The sequence below is a fragment of the Ensifer sp. ENS10 genome, from assembly GCF_014852025.1.
Lineage (GTDB): Bacteria > Pseudomonadota > Alphaproteobacteria > Rhizobiales > Rhizobiaceae > Ensifer.
Genome location: NZ_JACVAS010000001.1, coordinates 607,555 through 626,319, shown reverse-complemented (window position 1 = coordinate 626,319; position 18,765 = coordinate 607,555). Strand labels below are relative to the sequence as shown.

The following is an 18,765-nucleotide window of genomic DNA, read 5'->3' as shown; positions in this document are numbered from 1 at the left end:
GTCGAACCCTCAGGCGGCGAGTTCGACCACCGCCCTGCGGATGTCATCGAGGTCGTGCCCGACGAAGGATTGAACGCCGATGCCGATCTGGTGCGGCTCCATATCCTTCAGGAAGTCCCTGAGGCCGGAGAGGTCCTGCCGGTAGCTGTCCTCGAACCAGAGCACGTGACAGAGCGCGGCATCGGAGGGCACATGCCCCTCCCCGCCGAGTACCTCGTCGACGAAGCGGCCATAGATCGTGCATTCGGAGAAGGCGCGGGTCCGCGTGATCGCCCGAACCCAATTGCGGCCGTGCTGCGCCTCGATGTGGTCGAGCAGCTTCCGGCACGTGTCCGTGCGCCAGGCGATCAGCGTGTTGATGTAGTCATTGGCCGGCAGGTTACAGGGGCCGATGCCGAGAAGGCGATCGGAATGGGCGAGCCATTCGAGATGGTTGGAGCGCATATGCGCGTCGATCGCGCCATCCTTGCGGTAGAGCGTCAGCCGGTCCGCCTGCCAGAGGCTGGCGGGATCGAAGGCACGCAGGAACACGACGTCGGAGTCGACCGCAAACATCGCCGCCTCGTCGATATGCCGCGCGAGCGCCAGGCGACGAAGCTGCTGCGCATGCCAGCCACGCAACGGCAAACCGAAGGGACTGAGCCATACCTTCCTGCGACCGGCGGATAGTGGATCCGTAACCGGATGCAGCCACCAAGGCAAAAGATCGCCCTCGCTGACGACCACCCGCCGCGCGCCTTCGAGTTGCCGAAAGAGCGTCACGTCAAAATCGGCGACCAGCAGATAGTGCTTCCAATCGCCCTGAAGCTTGCGGTCCATGCTTTCGCACATGAGCCGGCAACGCTCGAAATCGTTCGCATAGGACGCTGTGACAACCGCAGTGCGCATGGTCGGACCGTTCACGATGTCCCCGTTCGAAGGTTGGTGTCGGCGATCGTTTCGCGCGAGCGTCCAGACAGTTTGTGCCAGAGGACATGGCACAGGAAAAGCGGGTTTCCGAGAACGTAGCGGCGCCACATGCGCCGCGGTTCCATCGCCAGACGGAAGAACCACTCCAGCCGCAGCCGGCGCAGGAATTTTGGCGCCCGCGGAAACTCCTCCGCGACGAAGTCGAAGAGCGCGCCGACGGAAATGACCAGCCGGGCGTCCTGGGGGCCGACATGGGCATCGACCCATTTCTCCTGGCCCGGACTGCCCATCGCGACCAAAAGGATATCGGCCTTCAACGCACGGACTTCAGCGAGAATCTCCCGGGACCGTTCCCGGTCGAAGAAACCATCGGAAACCGGCAGAAACTCGTGCCACGGTGCGTGCGCCTGGAAATTCTCGGCGGCGCGCGCGAGCACCTTCGGCCTGGCGCCGATCATGGCGATGCGCAGCGGTCTTTCGATATAGGTCAGCAGCGACGGCACGAAGTCCGTGCCATTCAGATTGGCAGGAAACATGCGGCCGTAAAAAAGATAGGAAGCGATATCGACGCCGTGCCCATCCGGAAAGACAACCTGGCGCGCCAGCGCCGCACGGTATTCTCCGTCGCGCATCATCAGGTTGGCATTGTTGGCATTGAGGAAGGCAAGGACCGTTTGTCCGCCTGGCCGCGAAAGCGCTTCTGCAGCAAAGGCGAAAGCCTTCGTCCAGCCGAGATCGACGACCGGCATTCCGAGGATCAGACGCCGCGATAGAGAAACGTTCTTTGTGGCAACGATTTTCGTCACGATCGTCCCCCTTCATGAATCGTCAAGTCCGGCGGCAGCGACGGCCCGTCCGCAGCGCTCGCAGGCGCAAGGCCCGCCAGCACATTGCGCATCACCCGCATCAGCCGCACTTTCTGGGCACGGTGGAAGACCGAGCCGTCAAGACGCTGACGATCGCCGGCCCGCACCTTGGCAACCTTGTTGACCAAGAGGCGCGCGAATTCCGCGGGATCATCGGCCGCGGAGCAATTGTCGGGGATAGCCTCGATGCCACGCAACGACGCCTGCGTCGCGACGCAGGGCATGCCGAGTTCGAAGGTCTCGAGGCTCTTCAGCTGCACGCCGGTGCCGCCACGGCTGATGAGCGGGACGACCGCGCTTTCGGTGACGAAGGCGCGCGCGTCCGGCACCCTGCCTACGAAGCGGACACCGGGATGGGAGACCGTCGGCACGCCATCCATCTGACCGGCGATCGCGATCGTCATATCCTCTGGCAGATGCGGAACGACCTCGGCGAGGAACCAGTCGAGGCCCAGCCTGTTCGGTCGCCAGCTCCATGTGCCGATCAGCCCGAGATCGTGCTGGAGGTCTTGATCAGGTTCGCCGGTCCGAGCCGCCGGCGCGTCCCAACCCGTTACCAGCGGCAGAACGAAGGCACGCTCACTGACAGCGCGGCCGAAACCGAAACGATCTGCCTCGGCAAAAGTCCAGACAGCAACCGCATTGTGCGCCAGGTGCTGCTCGTAGTGTTCGAGATATTGCGCTTCGCGCCGGAAAAGAAAGCGCTCGATGGTGCCCTTTGCCCGCTCGGCACTCTCGAAGGCGGAATCCGCCTCGACATTGTGGGCGACATAGACCGACGGATAGGGTCGGAAGACCTGCGCGAAGGCGGCCGGCAATTGCACCGAATTGAGCACCAACCCATCGAATGGGGCGAGGCTGTCGAGGATCGACTGGATCCGGTTTGCCGATATCGTAAGCATCTTGCCGGATGAAACCGATGTGCGGTTGAGGAAGGCGGTCGCGAGCCAGCGCAGCTTCTGAAGCGTGCCGACCTTGGCATTGGTTACCTCGAGTTCGCCGAGGAGATTCATCTCGCAATCGAGCGCGGGTGTTTGTCCGGGCTGGAGAAAACCGATGACGCTGACCCGGTGACCGAGCGCACGAAGGCCGTCGAGCACGGCCCGGTTGGCGATGTCGAAGCCGGACGCCGGATTGGCGACGGGAACGAGCGAGGAAACCAGGACAAGATGCATTTTGCCACACGTCATGAATGGAGCTGGGCACTTCTTTAACAGCATGGGGTGAAAGAGCGCTTAAAGCCCCCTTTCAAAATCTGCCGTCCGGGTTCAGCATCTGTTTAGGAAGATTTGTTGTATTGCACATCAATTTTGCTTGCACAGGTTTCGCCATGACGTCGACCGGCCAGGACATTTCCGTCTACTTCCGGACAGAGCTGGAGGACGCCGGCGACATCGAACTCGTCGTCGTGCTGCCGACGTTTCGCCGGCCCGAACACGTCGTCAAGTCGCTGAAAACCATTGTTTCCCAGAGGCCTGATGTCTCCTTCGCCACGGTCGTCGTGGAGAACGACGATGAAGGATTGGCCGGCGCTCAGGCCGCCAAGGACTTTTTCCTGGGCCATCCCTCCGAATCGATCGTCATCGTCGCGCATCAGCGTGGCAACTGCCATGCGTACAATGCCGGCTGGTCGATGGCGCTCGAAACCTATCCGAACCTCAAGGCGATCGCGATCATCGATGACGACGAGGTCGCGGCACCCGAGTGGCTCGATTGCCTCATCACGGTACAGGAAACGACGGGCGCCGACATGGTCGGCGGGCCGCAGCTCCCGGTCTTCGAGGGCGACGGCGGGCAGAAGTGGAAGCGCCACCCGGTTTTCACGCCCCACTATGACACGACCGGACCGGTGCCGATCCTCTATTCCTCCGGCAACGTTCTCGTTACCCGGCCGGTGCTCGACAGGATGCCGCGGCCGTTCCTGGACCCGGCATTCAACTTTATCGGCGGCGGCGATGCGGATTTCTACAGCCGCAGCAAAGAACAGGGCTTCTGCTTCGCCTGGGCGGCGGATGCCTGGGTCGCCGAAACCGTGCCGGCGCGCCGCACGAGCGCATCCTGGATCCGGGCGCGTAGCCTGCGCAATGGCGCGATCTCGACGATGCTCGAACATCGACGCGACCCAAGTTTCGGTGGGCGGATGCGAACCTTCGGCAAATCGCTGGCGCTGCTCGGCGCTTCGATCCCACGCGGCATCGAGCTCTGGAGCAAGAGCGGGCTGGCAAGCGCCGGGCTCTACCATTTCTATGTGGCGATCGGCCGGTTGATGGCCGAGTTTGGCCTCGTCAACGAACAGTACCGCACGCCCGAAAAGAACTGACGGCAATAATGTTCGCAGGCGCGTTTCCAGCAAATGCCTGGAACGGCCTTAGTCTGGAATCTCACAGCGTCAAATTGAGATGGTCGAGGTCGGAAAGCGAATGCAGGCGCTCGCGTTTCTCAGATCAATGCGAGCTGCTTGCGTTGATCGCGCCTTCCGGCAGCTTATCGCCGGCAACATTGCCGTTCTTGTCGACGATCGGAACCGGCTTCTGCCGCGGCACGTTCTGGCTGTTGGCAACGCGCTTGACGTCGTCCTTGGTGAGGTATTCGAGCTGTTCGACGAGTACCTCGGTGATCACCTCTTCGCCGAGCTTCTTGTTCAGGCCATCCTTCACCGTGGTCTTGAAGGTTGGCAGATCGAAGGTGCCGGTATCGGCAACATCGATGAATTTCGAGCCGACGAGCAGATCGTAAAGCACGTCGGTGACCATCTGCCGGAGCGGAGCACGGAGATTGTTGATCCCCTCCTTGGTCGCAGAGAAGGAAAGCTTCGTGAGGAAATAGCCCTGGACCGAGCCTTCCTTGATCACCGGAATGGTGATCATCTCACCGGGAACATATTGCTCCGACGCGCGACGAGCGGCCTCGCCGTCCGTGACGACGGGCGCCGAAGCGCTTTGCATCGAAAAATAGACTGATCCGAGCGTGACCGCGCAGACCCAGACCCCGGTGAGAATGAGCTTGAGCATCAGAAATCGCTATAGCGGAACTGCGCTTCGGAATAGATGCCGTCCGCATCGGCATCCTGTGCAGCCGTCTTCAGGAGATCGACGACGGAGCGAACCGCTTCGAGATGCGCTTCCACCTTCTGCGAGTTGATCGCCAGCTTGTCGCGCAGATGACGAGCATGCGACGAGAAGGTCGACGACGTCTCCCCCGGCTGCATGTCGCGATGCAACATCGTCAGTTCGTAGAGGCAACGACTCTTATGTGCGTTCGACGTCTTGATGTCGAATTCCGGGTCGAGACCGATGCGGCTGTTCTCGTTGTCGAGGATCATTTCCAGTCGCCCGAGCACGTTCTGGATCCGGACGTCATTGGATGCCACAGCTTCCATGAATCAACTCCCAATTAAGCTTGCTTGTTCTTGTCGTCTTCAGGCGTAAAGCCGGTCAGCGTCTTGCGCTCATATTCCTGCACGAGGCTTGCGGCGAGGTTTCGGCTGTTGCCATCGAGCGAGGCCTGGACCCGATCGGTCGCGCTGCCGCTCGCCAGCTGATCGGCGATGCCGATGCCGCCGCTCTTCGAGATGACGTCGCCGATCTGCTCGGCCATCATGCTCTTCCAGATATCGCCTGCGTTCCCTTTACCGAACACGTTCTCGCTGTCGGTCGGCAACATCGACTTCACGAAGTTCTGCAGCACCATGGCCTCGAACTTTCGATAGGTTTCAGGGATCTTCTTCTGCTCGACGCGGTTGTTGATGTCGCCGAGCCCGGTCGAGCCGTCGGAAGAATTGAGGATGTTGACGGCGGCGGTGAAACCGTTGCCGTTTTCCGCGAGGCTCGTCGCCTTGAAAGCCGCACGATTGGCCTTCAGCCGCGCCTGCGCTTCCTGCACCTCGGTCGGGTCGGCGGCGCGCACGACATCCATCACCAGATCGCTGGGCGGAGAGATGGCCATGACGAATCCTCTCAAAATCGAGCCTGCATCGACCAAGGGCGACGCACAAAGGCAATAGTCGGACCGGCATCGCTCCACCGTCGGAGCATCCCCGGATGGCGTACTATCGCCCGTCAACCTTACCGGAAGCTGGCGCCTGCCCGGTAACGTGTTGATCGATCAGGTCATAGATGGAGTTGTCGGCTTCCTCGCGCTCCTCGGACTGGCGCGCTTCCTTCATGTTTTCCTCGAGCCGGTCGGCCTTTGCCCGCTCCCTCAGCATCCGCACTTCATGCGTCTGCTGGATGCCGAGCAACATCTGGTCCTTCTGCACCAGGCGCCCTACCTGCGAGGAATAGTGGCCGGAGAACATGCGATGCATCGGATGGGCCGAACCCATGGCATCGACGACCACGTCGATCGTCTCTGCCAAGGCCTCGCGTTGGCGCACCATCTCGACATAGTCGGCCTCGGCCATCTGCTCGAGATGGCGCTGGACGGCAACCAGGCGCTTGAGCTTCTGCGAACGGGTCTTCATCTGGCTATCCTCCCTGCATGACCGGCGCGAAACCGTCGCCGAACAGGCGCAGCATTGCGGCGATGCCGAGATAGAGCAGGAACATGCCGCCCATGATCAGATAGGGCTGCGAAATGAAGTAGATCGGGATCTGCGGGGCGAGCTTGTTGACCATGCCGATCGCTACGTTGAAAAGCAGGCCGTAGATGACGAAGGGGCTCGCGAGCCTCAGCATGATCATGAAGGTCTGCGCCAGCGAGTCCGTGAGCGTGATCAGCACGCCCTGCGGATCGAAGGCGGTACCGATCGGCATGGCGCGATAGGATTGCACGATCGCCTCGATCATCACGTGATGGAAATCGAGCATGAAGAGCACCATCAACCCGGCGAAGCTGATGAGGCTGGTCAATTGGTTTTCCGGCGTGTCTTCAATCACATCCGACGAGGGCGGGGAGCTGAAGCCCATCAACATGGTGATCGCCGCGCCGGCGAACTGCAGCCCGAGCACATAGTAGCGGGCGACGAGCCCCATGACCACGCCGACGGCCGTCTCGGCGGCGATCAGGTAGATGTAGGTATGCCCCTTGCCGGTCACCTCAGGATAGATGTCCGTCCACATGACCGGCAGGATCGCCATGGACACCGCGACCGCGATGAACAGCCGGACCTGCATTGGAACGCGGGCAGAAGAAAACCCGGGCATGATCATGATGCAACCACCGATCCGGCAAAAGGCCGCGAACAGCGCAAGCACCGAGCCCTCCGGGTCGGTGATCATGAAACTGAGCCGATGATCTTGATCTCGAGGCCCTTGGCAAGCTCGACATGCGAGAGCACGGGCAAAGTGGCAAAGAGACGCTCGATGATCATGCGAACATAAGAGCGGGATTCGGGCGAACTTACCAGTACGAAGGGCATGCCGCGATCGAGATGTTCACGGATAACTTTGGTCGCCTGTTCGCTGAATTCTTCCAGATGGCGCGGGTCGATGTCGAACTCGACGACTTCGCCCTTGGCGTCGCGCTTCAGTGCCTGGTGGAAGACCATGTCCCACTTGTTGCCGAGCCGCAGCACGCGCAGGACGCCATTGTCGGCGAGGTCGCCGCAAAGCTGCTGCGACATGCGCACGCGCACGTGCTCGACGATCTGTTCGGTCTTGCGCACATGCGGCGCAAGTTCGGCAACCGCTTCGAGGATCAGGTGCAGGTTGCGGATCGAGACGCGCTCAGCAAGCAGCAGCTTCAACACGGCCTGCAGGCCGGAATAGGACATGTGCGAGGTGCAAATTTCGTCGGCAAGCTTGCGGTATTCCGGATCGAGCCGTTCGATCAGCACCTTCACGTCCTTGTAGGAAAGCAGGTGCGGCAGGTTGTTGCGAATGACCTCGCTCAAATGCGTCAGCACTACCGAGACGTTATCGATCGGGTGGAAGCCTTCACGCTTCAGGTCTTCGGTGAAGGTTTCGAGGATAGAAACCGCCGGCATGCCGAAGGCGGGTTCGCGGATCTCGTCGCCCGGCACGCTCGGCCGGCGGCCGCCGCCTGTCACCACCAGCACTTCGCCGACACGCACAGTGTTCGAGGCGATCGTCGTACCGTGGATACGGATATGATAGGCCTTGTCCGGAATGCTGATGTCGTCGGACACCTTGATTTCGGGAATGACGAGGCCGTATTGCCCGGCGAATTTGCGGCGCATCTTACCGACGCGGAAGGCCAGTTCCTGGTGGGCGCCGAGCAGGCGCGTCGAGACCTGTTTGCCGAGGAGAAGCTCGATCTCGGCGGTCTTCAGCACCGATTTGACGGAATCCGCCTCGCCTTCCTTGGTCTGCTGGACCTTGGCGGCCTCCTCGGCGCGGCGGGCCGCATTGGCCGCTTCGATCTGGCGCGGCACGAGCCAGCTCAGAAACGCCATGCCGCCGCCGAGAACGGCGAAGGGTAGGAACGGCAGGCCGGGGACGACCGCCAGGAGAATGATCAGACCGGAGGCGACCATCAGCGCCTTCGGATAGCCACCGAGCTGGCCGACGACGGCCTGATCGGTCGAACCCGAAGTACCACCGCGCGACACGAGCAGGCCGGCGGCGAGCGAGACGATCAGCGCCGGGATCTGCGAGACGAGACCGTCGCCGACCGAGAGCTTGACGAAGACGTCGGCCGCTTCTCCGATCGGCATGCCGTGGCGGAGATAGCCGATAATGATGCCGCCGAAGATGTTGATCGCGGTGATGATGAGGCCGGCGATCGCATCGCCGCGCACGAATTTCGAGGCACCGTCCATCGAGCCGTAGAAGGAGCTTTCCTCTTCGAGTTCGCGGCGGCGGCGCTGGGCCTCCTTTTCGTCGATCAGGCCGGCCGAGAGGTCGGCGTCGATCGACATCTGCTTGCCTGGGATCGCATCGAGGGTGAAGCGCGCGCCAACTTCGGCGATACGCGTCGCACCCTTGGTGATGACGATGAAGTTCACGGTGATCAGGATCAGGAAGACGATCAGACCGATGACGAAATCGCCGGACATGACGAGGCTGGCAAAGCCCGAAATGACGCCACCGGCAGCACCATGACCTTCATGGCCATGCGAAAGGATGACGCGGGTCGTGGCGATGTTCAGCGCCAGACGCACCATGGTCGAGATCAGCAGAATCGTCGGGAATGAGGAGAACTCGAGCGGGCGCTGGATCCACAGCGAGACCATCAGGATCAGAACCGAAAAGGCGATCGAGAAGGCCAGTCCCATGTCGATCAGGAACGGTGGAATGGGCAGGAAGAGGATCGACAGAATCATCACGATCCCGAGCGCAAAGCCGACGTCCCGGCCCTTCGGTGCCACTTTCGGGATGATCAGCGCTGCTTGTTGTGCCATGTCTCTTCCGTCTCATCATGAGAACAAGGCAGCATTCACACGCGCTGCCCCACTATAGAGACGGAGATACCGGTCCAAGCTTGTGCGAGGGTTTCACGGCCGCACGTGCAGATCGCCCCGCACTGCGAGCGGATCAGAAACCGGATTGGATGCGCGAGAAGATGATGTCGGTGAAGATCGAGATCTGGGCGCCGATGAAGGGCGCGGACACCGCAACGGTGATCATGACCGCAAGGATCTTCGGGACGAACGTGAGGGTCATTTCCTGGACCTGGGTCAGCGCCTGAATGAAGGCGATGACAACGCCGACGATCATGGCGGCGAGAACGGCGGGGCCCGAGGCCACGATCACGGTCCAGATCGCAGCCTGTACAATATCGAGGGCATCCGCCTCATTCATGGATGGTTCACTTCACCTTGACGCCCGGGCCGATAACAAGCTCCTTGCCGCTATCCAGCACCGCAATGATTCCGTCAGAGTATAGTTTCACTTCCTTAACCACGCCAGTGGTCTTGCCGTCCTCGCTGGTGACGGTGCGTCCGATCACGGCATCGGCTTCGCTCAGCGACGTGCGCTGGAGGAGGCTCTCGAGGTTCTTGTTGGTCTTGATCGTCTGTTCCACCTGCGAAAAGGTCGCGAGCTGGGCGATCTGCTGGGTCGCATCCATAGGTTGCGTCGGATCCTGGTTTTTCATCTGGGCGACCAGCAGCTTCAGGAAGCTCTCGTAGTTGAGCGATGCCTTGGCCGCGTCGCCGCCCGAATCCTGGCCGGAAACGATCGGGGTGTAGCTGTTGTTGTTGACGCCGCTTACCGCCACGGTGCGATCTCCTTGCGAATCTGCTCGACCGTCGCCGGCGTGATTTCCTGCGTGTTGAGAATGCGGTCTTCGATCGCGTAGAGGCCACGGATCGCTTTCAGCGCCTCGAATGCGCGGCCGTTGGTGACGAGACCGTCGACGCGCTTCAGTTCGGCAAGAATCTCTTCGTTCTTGAAGCAATTGAGCAGCATGACGACCGACTTGCGGAACATGGCGGTCGACTGTTCCGCACCTTCCGGATTGATGAGGATCATCTGCGCGATGAAGTAGAGCTGCTTCAGCGGCGTCGTCGCGTCTTCCGGCTGCAGCACGTGGTTTTCGAGCAGGAAGGTCACGTCGTTCAGAAATTCGACTGCGACCTTGCGGTCAACGCGAAGCACCGCACCGTTAACAAAAATCCGTTCGCCCGACTTCAGCGAAATACGCAGTGTGCTCTTCATTTCAGTCCATCCCTGATGATGGTGGTAATGTCAATTATGCCCTGGAAGTTGGAGGATTCGCGTTTGCGGATCTTCTCTGTCTCGTTGAGTATCCAGATGGCGATCGAAATCAGATTGGCGCGCAGCTCTTCGTTGAGCTGGTTTTCCGGAGCGCGCAGATCCTCGATGAAGCGGATCCACAGGCGCCGGGTGAAGTAGATGGCCTCGATGGCCTCTCTCGAATACCCTTTCTGCTGTTTCGCTGCTTCCATGAGCGCGATCGAGCGATCGAGTACCTGCCGTTCTCGATTTTTGGAGTCGGCGACGCCGTCCTCCATGATCTCGGCATAGGAAAACTGATACATTCAGACATCCTTCATGTTTGTCCGGTTCCCCATACTAGAGGAAATTGAGCAAGCTCATCTGCTGTAGTCGTGACGTTAGTGTATAGGACGTTTCCAACTGCACCTTTAGCGTGTTGATCCGGGTCGATGTCTCGATCGGATCGACGCCCTCGATGTCGGCGACATGCGTGTTGACGAGCTTGAGCTGCGCTTCGATGGAGGTATTCGCCTTCTTGACGCGCGCTTCAGAGATACCGAGCGAGCTGCGCTCCGCGTTGAGGCCGGCAATCCCCTGTTCCGCGTAGTCGAGGGCTGCGACGCCAATGGCCGAGCGCACCTCAGGCGTTACGTTCTTGTCCATCAGTTCAGCGGCGATCACGCTTGCCACCGCGAACATCCGGAAACCCTTGGTATTGGCGTTGGTCGAGCTCTCGATGACTTCGCTGGTGCTGATCCGGCTCGTCATGTTCTGGTTCGAAGCGTCGGACCAGTTGGCATCCCAGCCAGGTCCGGTGAACATCGGTTCGACGGTGTTCTTGATGAAGTCCTGCATTTGCGTGACGGAGAACTGGTTCATGCCGGTCAGCGGCGGAACCTGCGCAGCCATGAAGGTCGAGAGTGCATTGTCGAAAGCAGTCTTGGCGGCCGACGGCGGTGTCGTGTCGTAGTCGGCAACCGGCTTGGCATCCGTGTTGATGCCCGAAAACAGGAACTCGCCATTGAAAGAAGTGTTGGCCGCAGCAGTAAAGGTCTGCAGCGCGCCCATGATCTCGGTCTTCTGGATCTTCAACTGGCTGGCAGCATCGTTGCCCTTGTAGGTGACGAGCGTGTCGCGCACCTTTTCCGCCGCCTTCGCCATGGTCTCGAGAGCGCCCTGCGAACCGGAGAGACGCTGGGTCACGACCGAGTTAGTGCTCTTCATCGAGTTCAGCCGGTCCAGCTCGCGCTGAAGGTTGAGTGAACGTGACGCCGTCGCACCAAGCGCCAGGCCAACGTCATAGTGGCGGCCGGTGGTCTGCTCCTGGGTGAGTTTGAGCAGCTCCGACTGATTCTGCTGGATCGTCAGGCGCATTGCGCTCTGGATCGCCAGATTAGAAACGTAGGACGTCTTCATGATTACCTCACGGCTTCCATAAGGGCTGCCATCATGGCATCCACGGTACTGACCAGCTTGGCCGATGCTTTGTAGGATTGTTCGAGATCGAGCAGCAGCGACAGTTCTTCGTCGATGCTGACGCCCGTCTGCTTGCTGAGTGCTTCCTGGGTGCGCGCAAGCATTGCCTGCTTGTTGTCGTCCGCGGTCGAGGCCGTCTTGCGTGTCTGCTCGAGCCAGCCAACCGAACCGGTCGCAAAGTTCAAAAGGCTGCTATTACTATCGAGGCCAGTGGACGGGGCGAACGACATGTTCTCGCCCATCTTGTTGATGAAGCCGTCGAGCAGCGCGGTATAACCGGGGCTCGGATTGGCCGCACCGCCCGGGTTCGACACCACGCCATTGAAGCCGCCGTCTCGCAGCAGCAACGGGTTCGCTTTGGCCAAGGCGTTGACGGTGATCTTGGACGCCATGCCGGGGACGATGGTGCCCGTTGGCGGAACGCCAGCACTTCCCCAGGTGAACAAGCCGGGCTGATACGCGATTGCCGGCGGGCTGCCTTCCTTGAAAAGCTCGACCAGACCGCGCGCGATCTCGTCCAGCTGCGACTGGAACTTCGGCGCGATATCGTCGCGCAGCTGCACCAGGCTCGCGAGCTTGCCCTTGGCTGTCGTGTCCGCGCCGGTTCCGGCTGCGATCGGCACGCCATCGACGAAAATCTTGTTTCCTGTGACGGTGGCGTCGAATGTGGTGGTAGGAGCGAAAGTGACCTGACGCGGAATGTTCTCGAAGAGCACCGTGCCGTCGGTGGTGAAGATCACCGTATCGCTGTTGCCGCGCGTGACGGTGGAGATGCCGATGATCTCCGAGACCTGCTTCAGGATCTTGTCGCGCTGGTCGAGCGCGTCGCTGGCGTCACTGCCTAGAGCCGTCGCCGACTTGACGGCGTTGTTGGCCTTCTCGAAATCCGCCAGCAAGCCGTTCAGCTTGTCGACCTCAAGGGCGATTTCCTTGTCGGCATCCTTGCGCAGGTCCTGCACCGTGGTGGAGGTTTTGTTGAGCGAGTCGGCGAGATCCTGCGCATCGGAGACGGCCGTCGCCGCGATCGTCTTGTTCCCCGGCGTCGCAGCCAAGGTCTGTAGGCTGTTGCGGAAGTCCGAGAGCAGCTTCGACGGCGCCGTTTCATAGTTGTTGCCGCCGAGCGCCGACTTCAGCAGTTCCAGCCCGTCGCGAAGTCGGGCCTGGCCCGAGGCTTCGCCGATGCTGGCGATGCTCTGCTTGAGCAGCGCCTCGTTCTGGGCCCGGTAAATGGATACGACCTGCGCCCCGTTCGGCGTGCTGCCCAAGAGAGCGAGACGACGCGAATAATCCGCATTGCCCGCATTCGCGATGTTCTTCGACACGGTCGCGGTCTGCTGCGCCGTATTGCTGAAGGCCTGCTGTGCGATGGATATTGCGGAGGACAGCGACATGACGCGGACCGTATCTCTTTCAATTACCGTTTCAGGTTGACCAGCACGTCAAGCAGGTCCGAGGCGGTCTGGAACACCTTGGAGTTTGCCGTGTAGTTGCGCTGCGCCTCGATCATCGAGGTCAGTTCGTTGGCGATGTCGACGTTGGAGTTTTCAAGCGCCTTGGACTGGATGTTGCCGAATGCCCCGGAGCCGGCAAAACCGGTGACGATGACGCCGGAATCGGTGCCCTGCGAATAGACGTTGCCCGATTCCGGCTGCAGCTTGTCCGGGCTCTGCACGGTCGCCAGCGCGATGCGATACTTCGGGACGAGGTTGCCGTCGCCGTACTTGACGTAGACGATGCCTTCCTTGTCGATCTCGAAGCCCGACATCTTGCTCGGCTTGCTGCCGTCGATGCCGCCGCCGGTGCTGGTGAAGTCACCGCCGAGCTGCGTGGTCTTAGTGGTGTCGATCGTCAGAGCGCCGAGATTGGCGCCGGTGCCCGGCAGGTTGTTGATAGCCGTCGTCGTCAGTGTGGCAGGGACCGCGCCGGTGCGCTTGCCGGCCGCGTCGAAAGTCATGACCTGAGAGCCAATCACACCGGTGATCGGCGGGCCGGCCGAGTAAGTCGCCCGGTCGCGGATCTCCAGCGACCACTCATTGACGTTGGTTTTCTTGTAGACGAAATCGAGGATACGGGTGTTGCCCTGGCTGTCATAGACGACGAGCGAGGTCGGCTTTTCGTCGCCGATCGCTGCACCCGACGGCAGGTTGGCTTCCATCGCGCCCTTGGTCGAACCGGAGGCCACCAGGCCTTCGTCCTTGAGCTTGACCTGCGTCAAGCCGTCAAAGCCGTTGACAACGACTGTCGGATCAGCGCCGGCCTTGTATTCGTAACCCATCAGCGTGAAGCCGGCGGTGTTGACGAGGTTGCCGTCCTTGTCGGGGACGAAGGAGCCGGCACGCGTCAGGAAGTTCTGGCCGCCATTGCCCTGGACGATGAAGAAGCCGCCACCGTTGATGGCCAAGTCACTCGCCGACGTCGTGTAGCTCGTGCCGCCCTGCTGCGAGATGCTGTAGCGCACCTGGGTCTCGACGCCGCCGGAATTGTAGTTGCCGCCGCCAGAAGGCAGGATCATCGACGAGAACTCGGTTGAGGCGCGCTTGTAGCCCGTCGTGTTCGCGTTCGCGATGTTTTCGGCGACCGTGCCGAGACGGTTGGACTGGGCGTTCATACCGGACACGCCCGTTCTCATGCTGCCATAGAGACTCATATCGGATCCTCATTTCCTTGTTACGGCGACACTAGGAAGCGGGCCTTGCGTGAACCTGTCTTGGTTCGGCGCCCGCTCAACCGCGTGGCGTTCAGTTCCAGTCGATGCAGTAGCCAAGGAAGCGCTTGGAATCGATCGGATCGAAGCCGAGCTTCTTGCGCAGTTTCTTGCGCAACTTGCTGATGTGGCTCTCGACGACGTTTTCTTCGACATCCTCGTCGAAGATCCCGTAGATCGCGTTGAAGATCTGCGACTTGGATACGCGGCGGCCGCGGTTTGCGACCAAATACTCGAGAATCCGCCGTTCGCGGCGCGGCAGTGCGAAGACGTCGCCGTTGATCTCGGGATCACGACCGTCGGCAAAGACGCGGATCGGACCAATGTCGGTGAAGTTGGTAATCGCCTTCAGGCGGCGGCGGATTGCGGCGACGCGGGCGAGGATTTCGCGGGGGTGAACCGGCTTGCGCACGACGTCGTCGACGCCACAATCAAAGAGCGCAAGCGTGTTTTCGAGAGAGGGGGTGTCGCTGACGGCGATGACGGGCGCCATCGACCGGTCGCGGATGGCACGAGGCAGTGCGAAGGTGGCGTCGCCCTGACCGATCAGGAAGGCCTCGACGGCATCGATATCCGAATCAGCCGCCGCGTTTACCCACTCGCCAAACTCCCTGGGGTCGAAGCCCGTCGAGGGAATTCCTTCACGCCCGAAGAGCGACGTATAGCCGTCCTTCACAAGCTCTCTTTCATCAACCACTACGATCATTCGCCCGCCTCCGAATCAGTATGGCTCCGCACTGATCGAGAGGTACGAATCGAGGGATTCATGAACAACTAGAGGAAGTTACTGGGTGGAATTAATAATTGATTAACCATGTTTCGCCGATTTGATCTATATCTAGTGGCACCCCGTTAACAGCGGCACTAAAATAATGTGGAAAAGTTAACGGACTACGACAAATCCGCTTGCCGTCACATTGTCCACGCATTGTCGCCACAATGCGGCAGCGTCTTCAAAAATACAATTATTGATTGCTCACTGACAGAACTGCGTGGCGTTCGGCGTCCACTTGCCGTAGCCCGTTGCGACAAGATTCGCGATCACCCGACAGACATATTTCTTCTGCGCCGGGTCGTTGTTCGGGCCCGCGTGATAGCGGGCGACAGCCATAGTCCAAGTCTCATGCTTGGCGTGCAGATTGGCCAGGAAGCGCGCGGCATATTCGACATTCTTGCGCGGGTCAAGCATCTCCTGCGGCGAGCTGAAATGCTCGCCATGGAAGTAATAGTTGATCTGCATGCAGCCAAGATCGATGAGCTTGGCGCCCTGCGCACGGGCATTGCCGAACTGCGTGAGAACGTCCTGTTCACTGGTGCCAAAATAGGCCTTGCCTTCGATGTTCATCGCATAGGGCTGCAGCGAGCCCTTGCGGCCAGTTTCGGTCAGCCCGACGGAATAGAGTATCCCGGCAGGGATGTCGTATTTCGCCGCGGCGTTCATGATCTCGCGTTCGCAGACGCCGGCGCTGGCCAAGGCACTACATGTAGACGTGACCAGTGCGAGAGCGCTCAGTGCCGGCAGCCGCATCGTCCGTCCCGCCATTGCCAACCCACCTTTCCGCCATCGAAGCCTGGCCGTCGTCCTGTCGCTGCTGACGTCCCTGGGCGTTGCCGTCAGCCCGCTCGCGTCCCTGCTGCCCGGCCTGGGCTTGTGCCTGAGCCTGCGAGCCTCCGCCCGTGGACGTGTCGCCGCCCGAATTGAACACGATGTTGACCTGGTCGACCGCGAAGCCCTGCGCACGCAGGGCCTTCACCATCTCGCTCTGGTCGTCGCGCAACTGCCGGAACGCTTCGCCGGTCTCCACCTTCAGCTCGACCTGCAATTCGTCGTCCTTGAGCCTCAGCGTGGCGGTGACGAGACCGAGCTCGATCGGATGGAGCTGGATCTTCAGCGTGTTCAGCGTCTTGCCGGCCTGGGTCCAGGCGCCTGGCTGGCTGAGTGCCGCGCTCGGCTGCAACGGGCTGGCGCCGACTTCGCCTGCGATCGCGTCCGCCACGGCGCTCGTGTTCGGATTCACCGAGATGCCCAGGTAGCGCCGAGCCTCAAGTACCGTGACGTTCTCGACCTTGGCAGCCTGCGAACGGGTGCCGTCGAAAGCAGCCTCTCCGTCCTTGGAAAGGCTCATGGTTACGGCCTGTCCCTTGCCGTCGGCCCGTGCGAAGCGGAAGAGCCGATCCGTATCGGCCTCGCCTGCCGTAGCTTCGGCCCTGGCGCCGTGCTCGCCGGTCCCAGCGACATGCATGCCTGCAGCCTCGCCCGTGCCAGTCGCCGGCTGACGGCCGGCCTTGGTCGTTTCGCCGAGAGCCTGCCCGACTGCCTGGCCGCCGCCGAGCAGCGTAAACAGGTCATCCATATCCATCTTCGATGCCGACGTCGCTTCGCCGCCCTCGCCATTGGCGGCATCGGCGTCGCCTGCCGCCGTCGTTTCGCCGTTTGCCTGCGCCTTTGCCAGCCGCTCCGCAAGGTCGGCAATGCGCTCTGCGAGTTCGTCCGGGACGGTCGCGTTGCTCAAACCGGCCGGATCCGCGTTCGCCTTGGCCGTATCGGCCTTGTTCGCCGTGCGACGCGCGCCAAGGTCGCGTTCCGTTGCTGGGAAACGGTCGTGGGGCGCGTGTTCGCCAAGTGCCTGTTCGTCGCGGCCGATGGCAATGCTGCGCGCCGCCGCGCCGTGCCTGCCGGCGCTCTTGGCAATGTTGTCCTTGTCGATCAAGGCTCCAGCCTCCGTGTCGTCGCCGGCAGCGGTGTCGCCGAGGCCTTTGCCGGTTCCCGCCTGATCATTCGCCTTCTGCCGTCCAGCATTTGCCACGGCGTCCTCGAAGGCACCGCCCAAGGCGCCATCCGCCTGCTCCTTGCCGCCGGCGCGCCCATTTCCCTTGCCGGCAGGGGCCGGGGGCAGACCACGCAGGCTATCATCAAGAGCCCTCATTTCCCTTCTCCCTTCAGGAGAGCATCGATCTCTTCGATCTTCGACCTCCCCTTCGCCACGAACCCGTCGTGTTCGGGATCGCCGGCCGCGCCAGCGTCGATTTCCGCCGCGCCTTCGGCTGCGGCCACCGGGATCGGCGTATTGCCGAAGGGGCTTAGGCCACTGCCTGTCTCCTCACCCGTTTCCGAGCTGTCGGCTTCGACCGGTCTATCGGGTTTAGACGCAAACGCTTGCGTGAGGCTTTCATCATTCGGCGGCCTGACGACCGCATCTGCGACGGCTCTTGCGGCATCTCGCAGCGCGCGGTCGCGTGGCGAAAGCTCCGCATCCGGTATCGCTGCTATGCTCGCTGTCGCGGCGAACACGTCGCGGGAGGGAACGGACGCGAGGCCCGCATAGAAACCGGCGAGCACTTTCGGCTGCATTGCGCCGTCGGCACCAAGCGCTTCTGCCCGCTCAGAAGCCTGCTTCGCCAATGCCTGCTTGCCGGCGATCGCTGCGCGCCGGGCGACACGCAGATAGACCTCGCGCTGGCGCGGCGCGTCCATGAAGTCGAGAATCTCGGAGATCCGCCCCTGGGCTTCTCCGTCGAAATGCGCGACGGCAAGCTCGACGAAGACGTCGGCGAACTGGCTGGCATAGGGAGACGTCAGGTAGCGGCGCGCATAGGTCAGCGCGTAGTGAAAGCCCTTGTCCGGCGCGTTGGCCTGCACCGCAAGGAACACGGAGCGACGCAAGGCCGCCTCCTCGATGATCGTGCCGGGAGCCGTCAAACGCGCCCAGTCGTAGTACTTCATCGCCGCAACCGGATCCTGCTGCGACGTCGCATTGCCAAGAATGAGATAGAGATACGGACCGATGCGGGCGTTTCGATATTCCGGGGCAGCCTTGGACAGGTTCTCGACGATCAGACCACCCTTGCCGTTCAGATACTGCCGTAGCGCTTCGGTCACCCGGGAATCGAAATTGCCGGCCACGTCATGATCCGAAAGGTACTTCAGCGTCTCGGGATTGCCGCCGCTCATCGCATAGACCAGCGCCGCATCGACGTTGCGCGGGTCGCTAAACACCGAGGAATCGGCGGCGCGCAACCGCTTGTCGATCGCCCCCAGCATGAAACGCTGCATCTCGATCGCGGAGTGATCGCCGAGCACCACGGAGTCCTGCACATATTGCAGCGACCGGATCATCTTGAAGGGCGCGAGTTCCTCGATATCGTTCGCCCTGGCGCTCCCGATTGCAAACGGGGTCGCCAGCACGCAGCAGGTCATCAGGATCGATCGCAAGCGTCTCAGCATCAT

21 protein-coding genes are annotated in these 18,765 nt (G+C 61.4%); 1 reads left to right on the top strand and 20 read right to left on the bottom strand.

What is annotated here, in order from left to right; translation table 11 throughout:
- Positions 1-9 precede the first annotated feature (9 nt).
- From IB265_RS03080 to IB265_RS03070, 3 genes are read right to left on the bottom strand one after another with little or no spacing between them, the layout of a single operon-like run.
- Entirely contained in the window at positions 10-903 is an 894-nt protein-coding gene (locus tag IB265_RS03080; RefSeq protein ID WP_306341281.1) for a DUF6492 family protein, read from the bottom strand.
- The gene (locus IB265_RS03075; RefSeq protein ID WP_244495602.1) at positions 900-1,715 is read right to left on the bottom strand and encodes a WecB/TagA/CpsF family glycosyltransferase; all 816 of its coding nucleotides are present in this window, start codon (positions 1,713-1,715) and stop codon (positions 900-902) included. The genes IB265_RS03080 and IB265_RS03075 overlap by 4 nt, the downstream gene beginning before the upstream one ends.
- The gene (locus tag IB265_RS03070) at positions 1,712-2,950 is read right to left on the bottom strand and encodes a glycosyltransferase family 4 protein (protein ID WP_113398843.1); all 1,239 of its coding nucleotides are present in this window, start codon (positions 2,948-2,950) and stop codon (positions 1,712-1,714) included. The genes IB265_RS03075 and IB265_RS03070 overlap by 4 nt, the downstream gene beginning before the upstream one ends.
- Before the next feature lie 155 nt (positions 2,951-3,105).
- Between IB265_RS03070 and IB265_RS03065 the strand changes: the two genes are divergently transcribed.
- Complete coding sequence (locus tag IB265_RS03065; RefSeq protein WP_057251114.1) at positions 3,106-4,095, top strand: glycosyltransferase family 2 protein; 990 nt, start codon at positions 3,106-3,108, stop codon at positions 4,093-4,095.
- Positions 4,096-4,219: 124 nt separating this feature from the next.
- Here the strand turns inward: IB265_RS03065 and IB265_RS03060 are convergent, their stop codons facing one another.
- The 17 genes from IB265_RS03060 to motC all read right to left on the bottom strand — a co-directional run bounded on the left by IB265_RS03060 (position 4,220) and on the right by motC (position 18,762).
- On the bottom strand, positions 4,220-4,786 hold the full coding sequence (locus tag IB265_RS03060; protein WP_057251044.1) for a hypothetical protein: 567 nt from the start codon (positions 4,784-4,786) through the stop codon (positions 4,220-4,222).
- Positions 4,786-5,154, bottom strand: a complete 369-nt coding sequence (locus IB265_RS03055; protein WP_057251045.1) for a hypothetical protein — start codon at positions 5,152-5,154, stop codon at positions 4,786-4,788. The genes IB265_RS03060 and IB265_RS03055 overlap by 1 nt, the downstream gene beginning before the upstream one ends.
- A 14-nt stretch (positions 5,155-5,168) precedes the next feature.
- Positions 5,169-5,720: a rod-binding protein gene (locus tag IB265_RS03050; RefSeq protein ID WP_057251047.1), complete on the bottom strand. Its 552-nt coding sequence runs from the start codon at positions 5,718-5,720 to the stop codon at positions 5,169-5,171.
- Between the two features lie 103 nt (positions 5,721-5,823).
- Complete coding sequence (locus IB265_RS03045; RefSeq protein ID WP_057251049.1) at positions 5,824-6,237, bottom strand: hypothetical protein; 414 nt, start codon at positions 6,235-6,237, stop codon at positions 5,824-5,826.
- A 4-nt stretch (positions 6,238-6,241) separates the two neighbouring features.
- Positions 6,242-6,994 carry a flagellar biosynthetic protein FliR gene (fliR, locus tag IB265_RS03040; RefSeq protein ID WP_058320494.1) on the bottom strand — a complete coding sequence of 251 codons (753 nt, stop codon included), beginning with the start codon at positions 6,992-6,994 and terminating at the stop codon, positions 6,242-6,244.
- Positions 6,991-9,078 carry a flagellar biosynthesis protein FlhA gene (gene flhA, locus IB265_RS03035; protein WP_058320495.1) on the bottom strand — a complete coding sequence of 696 codons (2,088 nt, stop codon included), beginning with the start codon at positions 9,076-9,078 and terminating at the stop codon, positions 6,991-6,993. The genes fliR and flhA overlap by 4 nt, the downstream gene beginning before the upstream one ends.
- A gap of 133 nt (positions 9,079-9,211) precedes the next feature.
- A complete protein-coding gene (gene fliQ / locus IB265_RS03030) occupies positions 9,212-9,478 on the bottom strand; it encodes a flagellar biosynthesis protein FliQ (protein ID WP_043624946.1) in 267 nt (88 codons plus the stop codon).
- A 7-nt stretch (positions 9,479-9,485) separates the two neighbouring features.
- Entirely contained in the window at positions 9,486-9,896 is a 411-nt protein-coding gene (gene flgD, locus IB265_RS03025; RefSeq protein WP_057251055.1) for a flagellar hook assembly protein FlgD, read from the bottom strand.
- Positions 9,887-10,336 (bottom strand): flagellar biosynthesis repressor FlbT, encoded by a 450-nt coding sequence (gene flbT / locus IB265_RS03020; protein WP_025425943.1) that lies wholly within the window; start codon positions 10,334-10,336, stop codon positions 9,887-9,889. Before flbT ends, flgD begins: the two co-directional genes overlap by 10 nt.
- Positions 10,333-10,680 carry a flagellar biosynthesis regulator FlaF gene (gene flaF, locus IB265_RS03015; protein WP_034800744.1) on the bottom strand — a complete coding sequence of 116 codons (348 nt, stop codon included), beginning with the start codon at positions 10,678-10,680 and terminating at the stop codon, positions 10,333-10,335. Before flaF ends, flbT begins: the two co-directional genes overlap by 4 nt.
- A gap of 34 nt (positions 10,681-10,714) precedes the next feature.
- A complete protein-coding gene (locus IB265_RS03010) occupies positions 10,715-11,773 on the bottom strand; it encodes a flagellar hook-associated family protein (RefSeq protein WP_057251057.1) in 1,059 nt (352 codons plus the stop codon).
- Between the two features lie 2 nt (positions 11,774-11,775).
- On the bottom strand, positions 11,776-13,224 hold the full coding sequence (flgK, locus tag IB265_RS03005; RefSeq protein ID WP_057251059.1) for a flagellar hook-associated protein FlgK: 1,449 nt from the start codon (positions 13,222-13,224) through the stop codon (positions 11,776-11,778).
- 23 nt (positions 13,225-13,247) lie between these two features.
- Positions 13,248-14,480 carry a flagellar hook protein FlgE gene (locus IB265_RS03000; protein WP_058325389.1) on the bottom strand — a complete coding sequence of 411 codons (1,233 nt, stop codon included), beginning with the start codon at positions 14,478-14,480 and terminating at the stop codon, positions 13,248-13,250.
- A 91-nt stretch (positions 14,481-14,571) separates the two neighbouring features.
- Entirely contained in the window at positions 14,572-15,243 is a 672-nt protein-coding gene (gene rem, locus IB265_RS02995) for a transcriptional activator Rem (protein ID WP_057251062.1), read from the bottom strand.
- A gap of 270 nt (positions 15,244-15,513) precedes the next feature.
- Complete coding sequence (locus IB265_RS02990) at positions 15,514-16,065, bottom strand: transglycosylase SLT domain-containing protein (protein ID WP_057251064.1); 552 nt, start codon at positions 16,063-16,065, stop codon at positions 15,514-15,516.
- A complete protein-coding gene (locus tag IB265_RS02985) occupies positions 16,016-17,464 on the bottom strand; it encodes a flagellar hook-length control protein FliK (RefSeq protein ID WP_192494622.1) in 1,449 nt (482 codons plus the stop codon). Before IB265_RS02985 ends, IB265_RS02990 begins: the two co-directional genes overlap by 50 nt.
- Positions 17,461-18,762 (bottom strand): chemotaxis protein MotC, encoded by a 1,302-nt coding sequence (gene motC, locus IB265_RS02980; RefSeq protein WP_057251115.1) that lies wholly within the window; start codon positions 18,760-18,762, stop codon positions 17,461-17,463. The genes IB265_RS02985 and motC overlap by 4 nt, the downstream gene beginning before the upstream one ends.
- Positions 18,763-18,765: the final 3 nt, after the last annotated feature.

Excerpts from the sequence above, each read along its gene's own strand:
- IB265_RS03070 (WP_113398843.1), bottom strand. The coding sequence starts at position 2,950 with ATGCATCTTGTCCTGGTTTCCTCGCTCGTTCCCGTCGCCAATCCGGCG.
- IB265_RS03065 (WP_057251114.1), top strand. The coding sequence starts at position 3,106 with ATGACGTCGACCGGCCAGGACATTTCCGTCTACTTCCGGACAGAGCTG.
- IB265_RS03060 (WP_057251044.1), bottom strand. The coding sequence starts at position 4,786 with ATGCTCAAGCTCATTCTCACCGGGGTCTGGGTCTGCGCGGTCACGCTC.
- IB265_RS03055 (WP_057251045.1), bottom strand. The coding sequence starts at position 5,154 with ATGGAAGCTGTGGCATCCAATGACGTCCGGATCCAGAACGTGCTCGGG.
- IB265_RS03050 (WP_057251047.1), bottom strand. The coding sequence starts at position 5,720 with ATGGCCATCTCTCCGCCCAGCGATCTGGTGATGGATGTCGTGCGCGCC.
- IB265_RS03045 (WP_057251049.1), bottom strand. The coding sequence starts at position 6,237 with ATGAAGACCCGTTCGCAGAAGCTCAAGCGCCTGGTTGCCGTCCAGCGC.
- fliR (WP_058320494.1), bottom strand. The coding sequence starts at position 6,994 with ATGATCACCGACCCGGAGGGCTCGGTGCTTGCGCTGTTCGCGGCCTTT.
- flhA (WP_058320495.1), bottom strand. The coding sequence starts at position 9,078 with ATGGCACAACAAGCAGCGCTGATCATCCCGAAAGTGGCACCGAAGGGC.
- fliQ (WP_043624946.1), bottom strand. The coding sequence starts at position 9,478 with ATGAATGAGGCGGATGCCCTCGATATTGTACAGGCTGCGATCTGGACC.
- flbT (WP_025425943.1), bottom strand. The coding sequence starts at position 10,336 with ATGAAGAGCACACTGCGTATTTCGCTGAAGTCGGGCGAACGGATTTTT.
- flaF (WP_034800744.1), bottom strand. The coding sequence starts at position 10,680 with ATGTATCAGTTTTCCTATGCCGAGATCATGGAGGACGGCGTCGCCGAC.
- IB265_RS03010 (WP_057251057.1), bottom strand. The coding sequence starts at position 11,773 with ATGAAGACGTCCTACGTTTCTAATCTGGCGATCCAGAGCGCAATGCGC.
- flgK (WP_057251059.1), bottom strand. The coding sequence starts at position 13,224 with ATGTCGCTGTCCTCCGCAATATCCATCGCACAGCAGGCCTTCAGCAAT.
- IB265_RS03000 (WP_058325389.1), bottom strand. The coding sequence starts at position 14,480 with ATGAGTCTCTATGGCAGCATGAGAACGGGCGTGTCCGGTATGAACGCC.
- rem (WP_057251062.1), bottom strand. The coding sequence starts at position 15,243 with ATGATCGTAGTGGTTGATGAAAGAGAGCTTGTGAAGGACGGCTATACG.
- IB265_RS02990 (WP_057251064.1), bottom strand. The coding sequence starts at position 16,065 with ATGCGGCTGCCGGCACTGAGCGCTCTCGCACTGGTCACGTCTACATGT.
- IB265_RS02985 (WP_192494622.1), bottom strand. The coding sequence starts at position 17,464 with ATGAGGGCTCTTGATGATAGCCTGCGTGGTCTGCCCCCGGCCCCTGCC.
- motC (WP_057251115.1), bottom strand. The coding sequence starts at position 18,762 with ATGCTGAGACGCTTGCGATCGATCCTGATGACCTGCTGCGTGCTGGCG.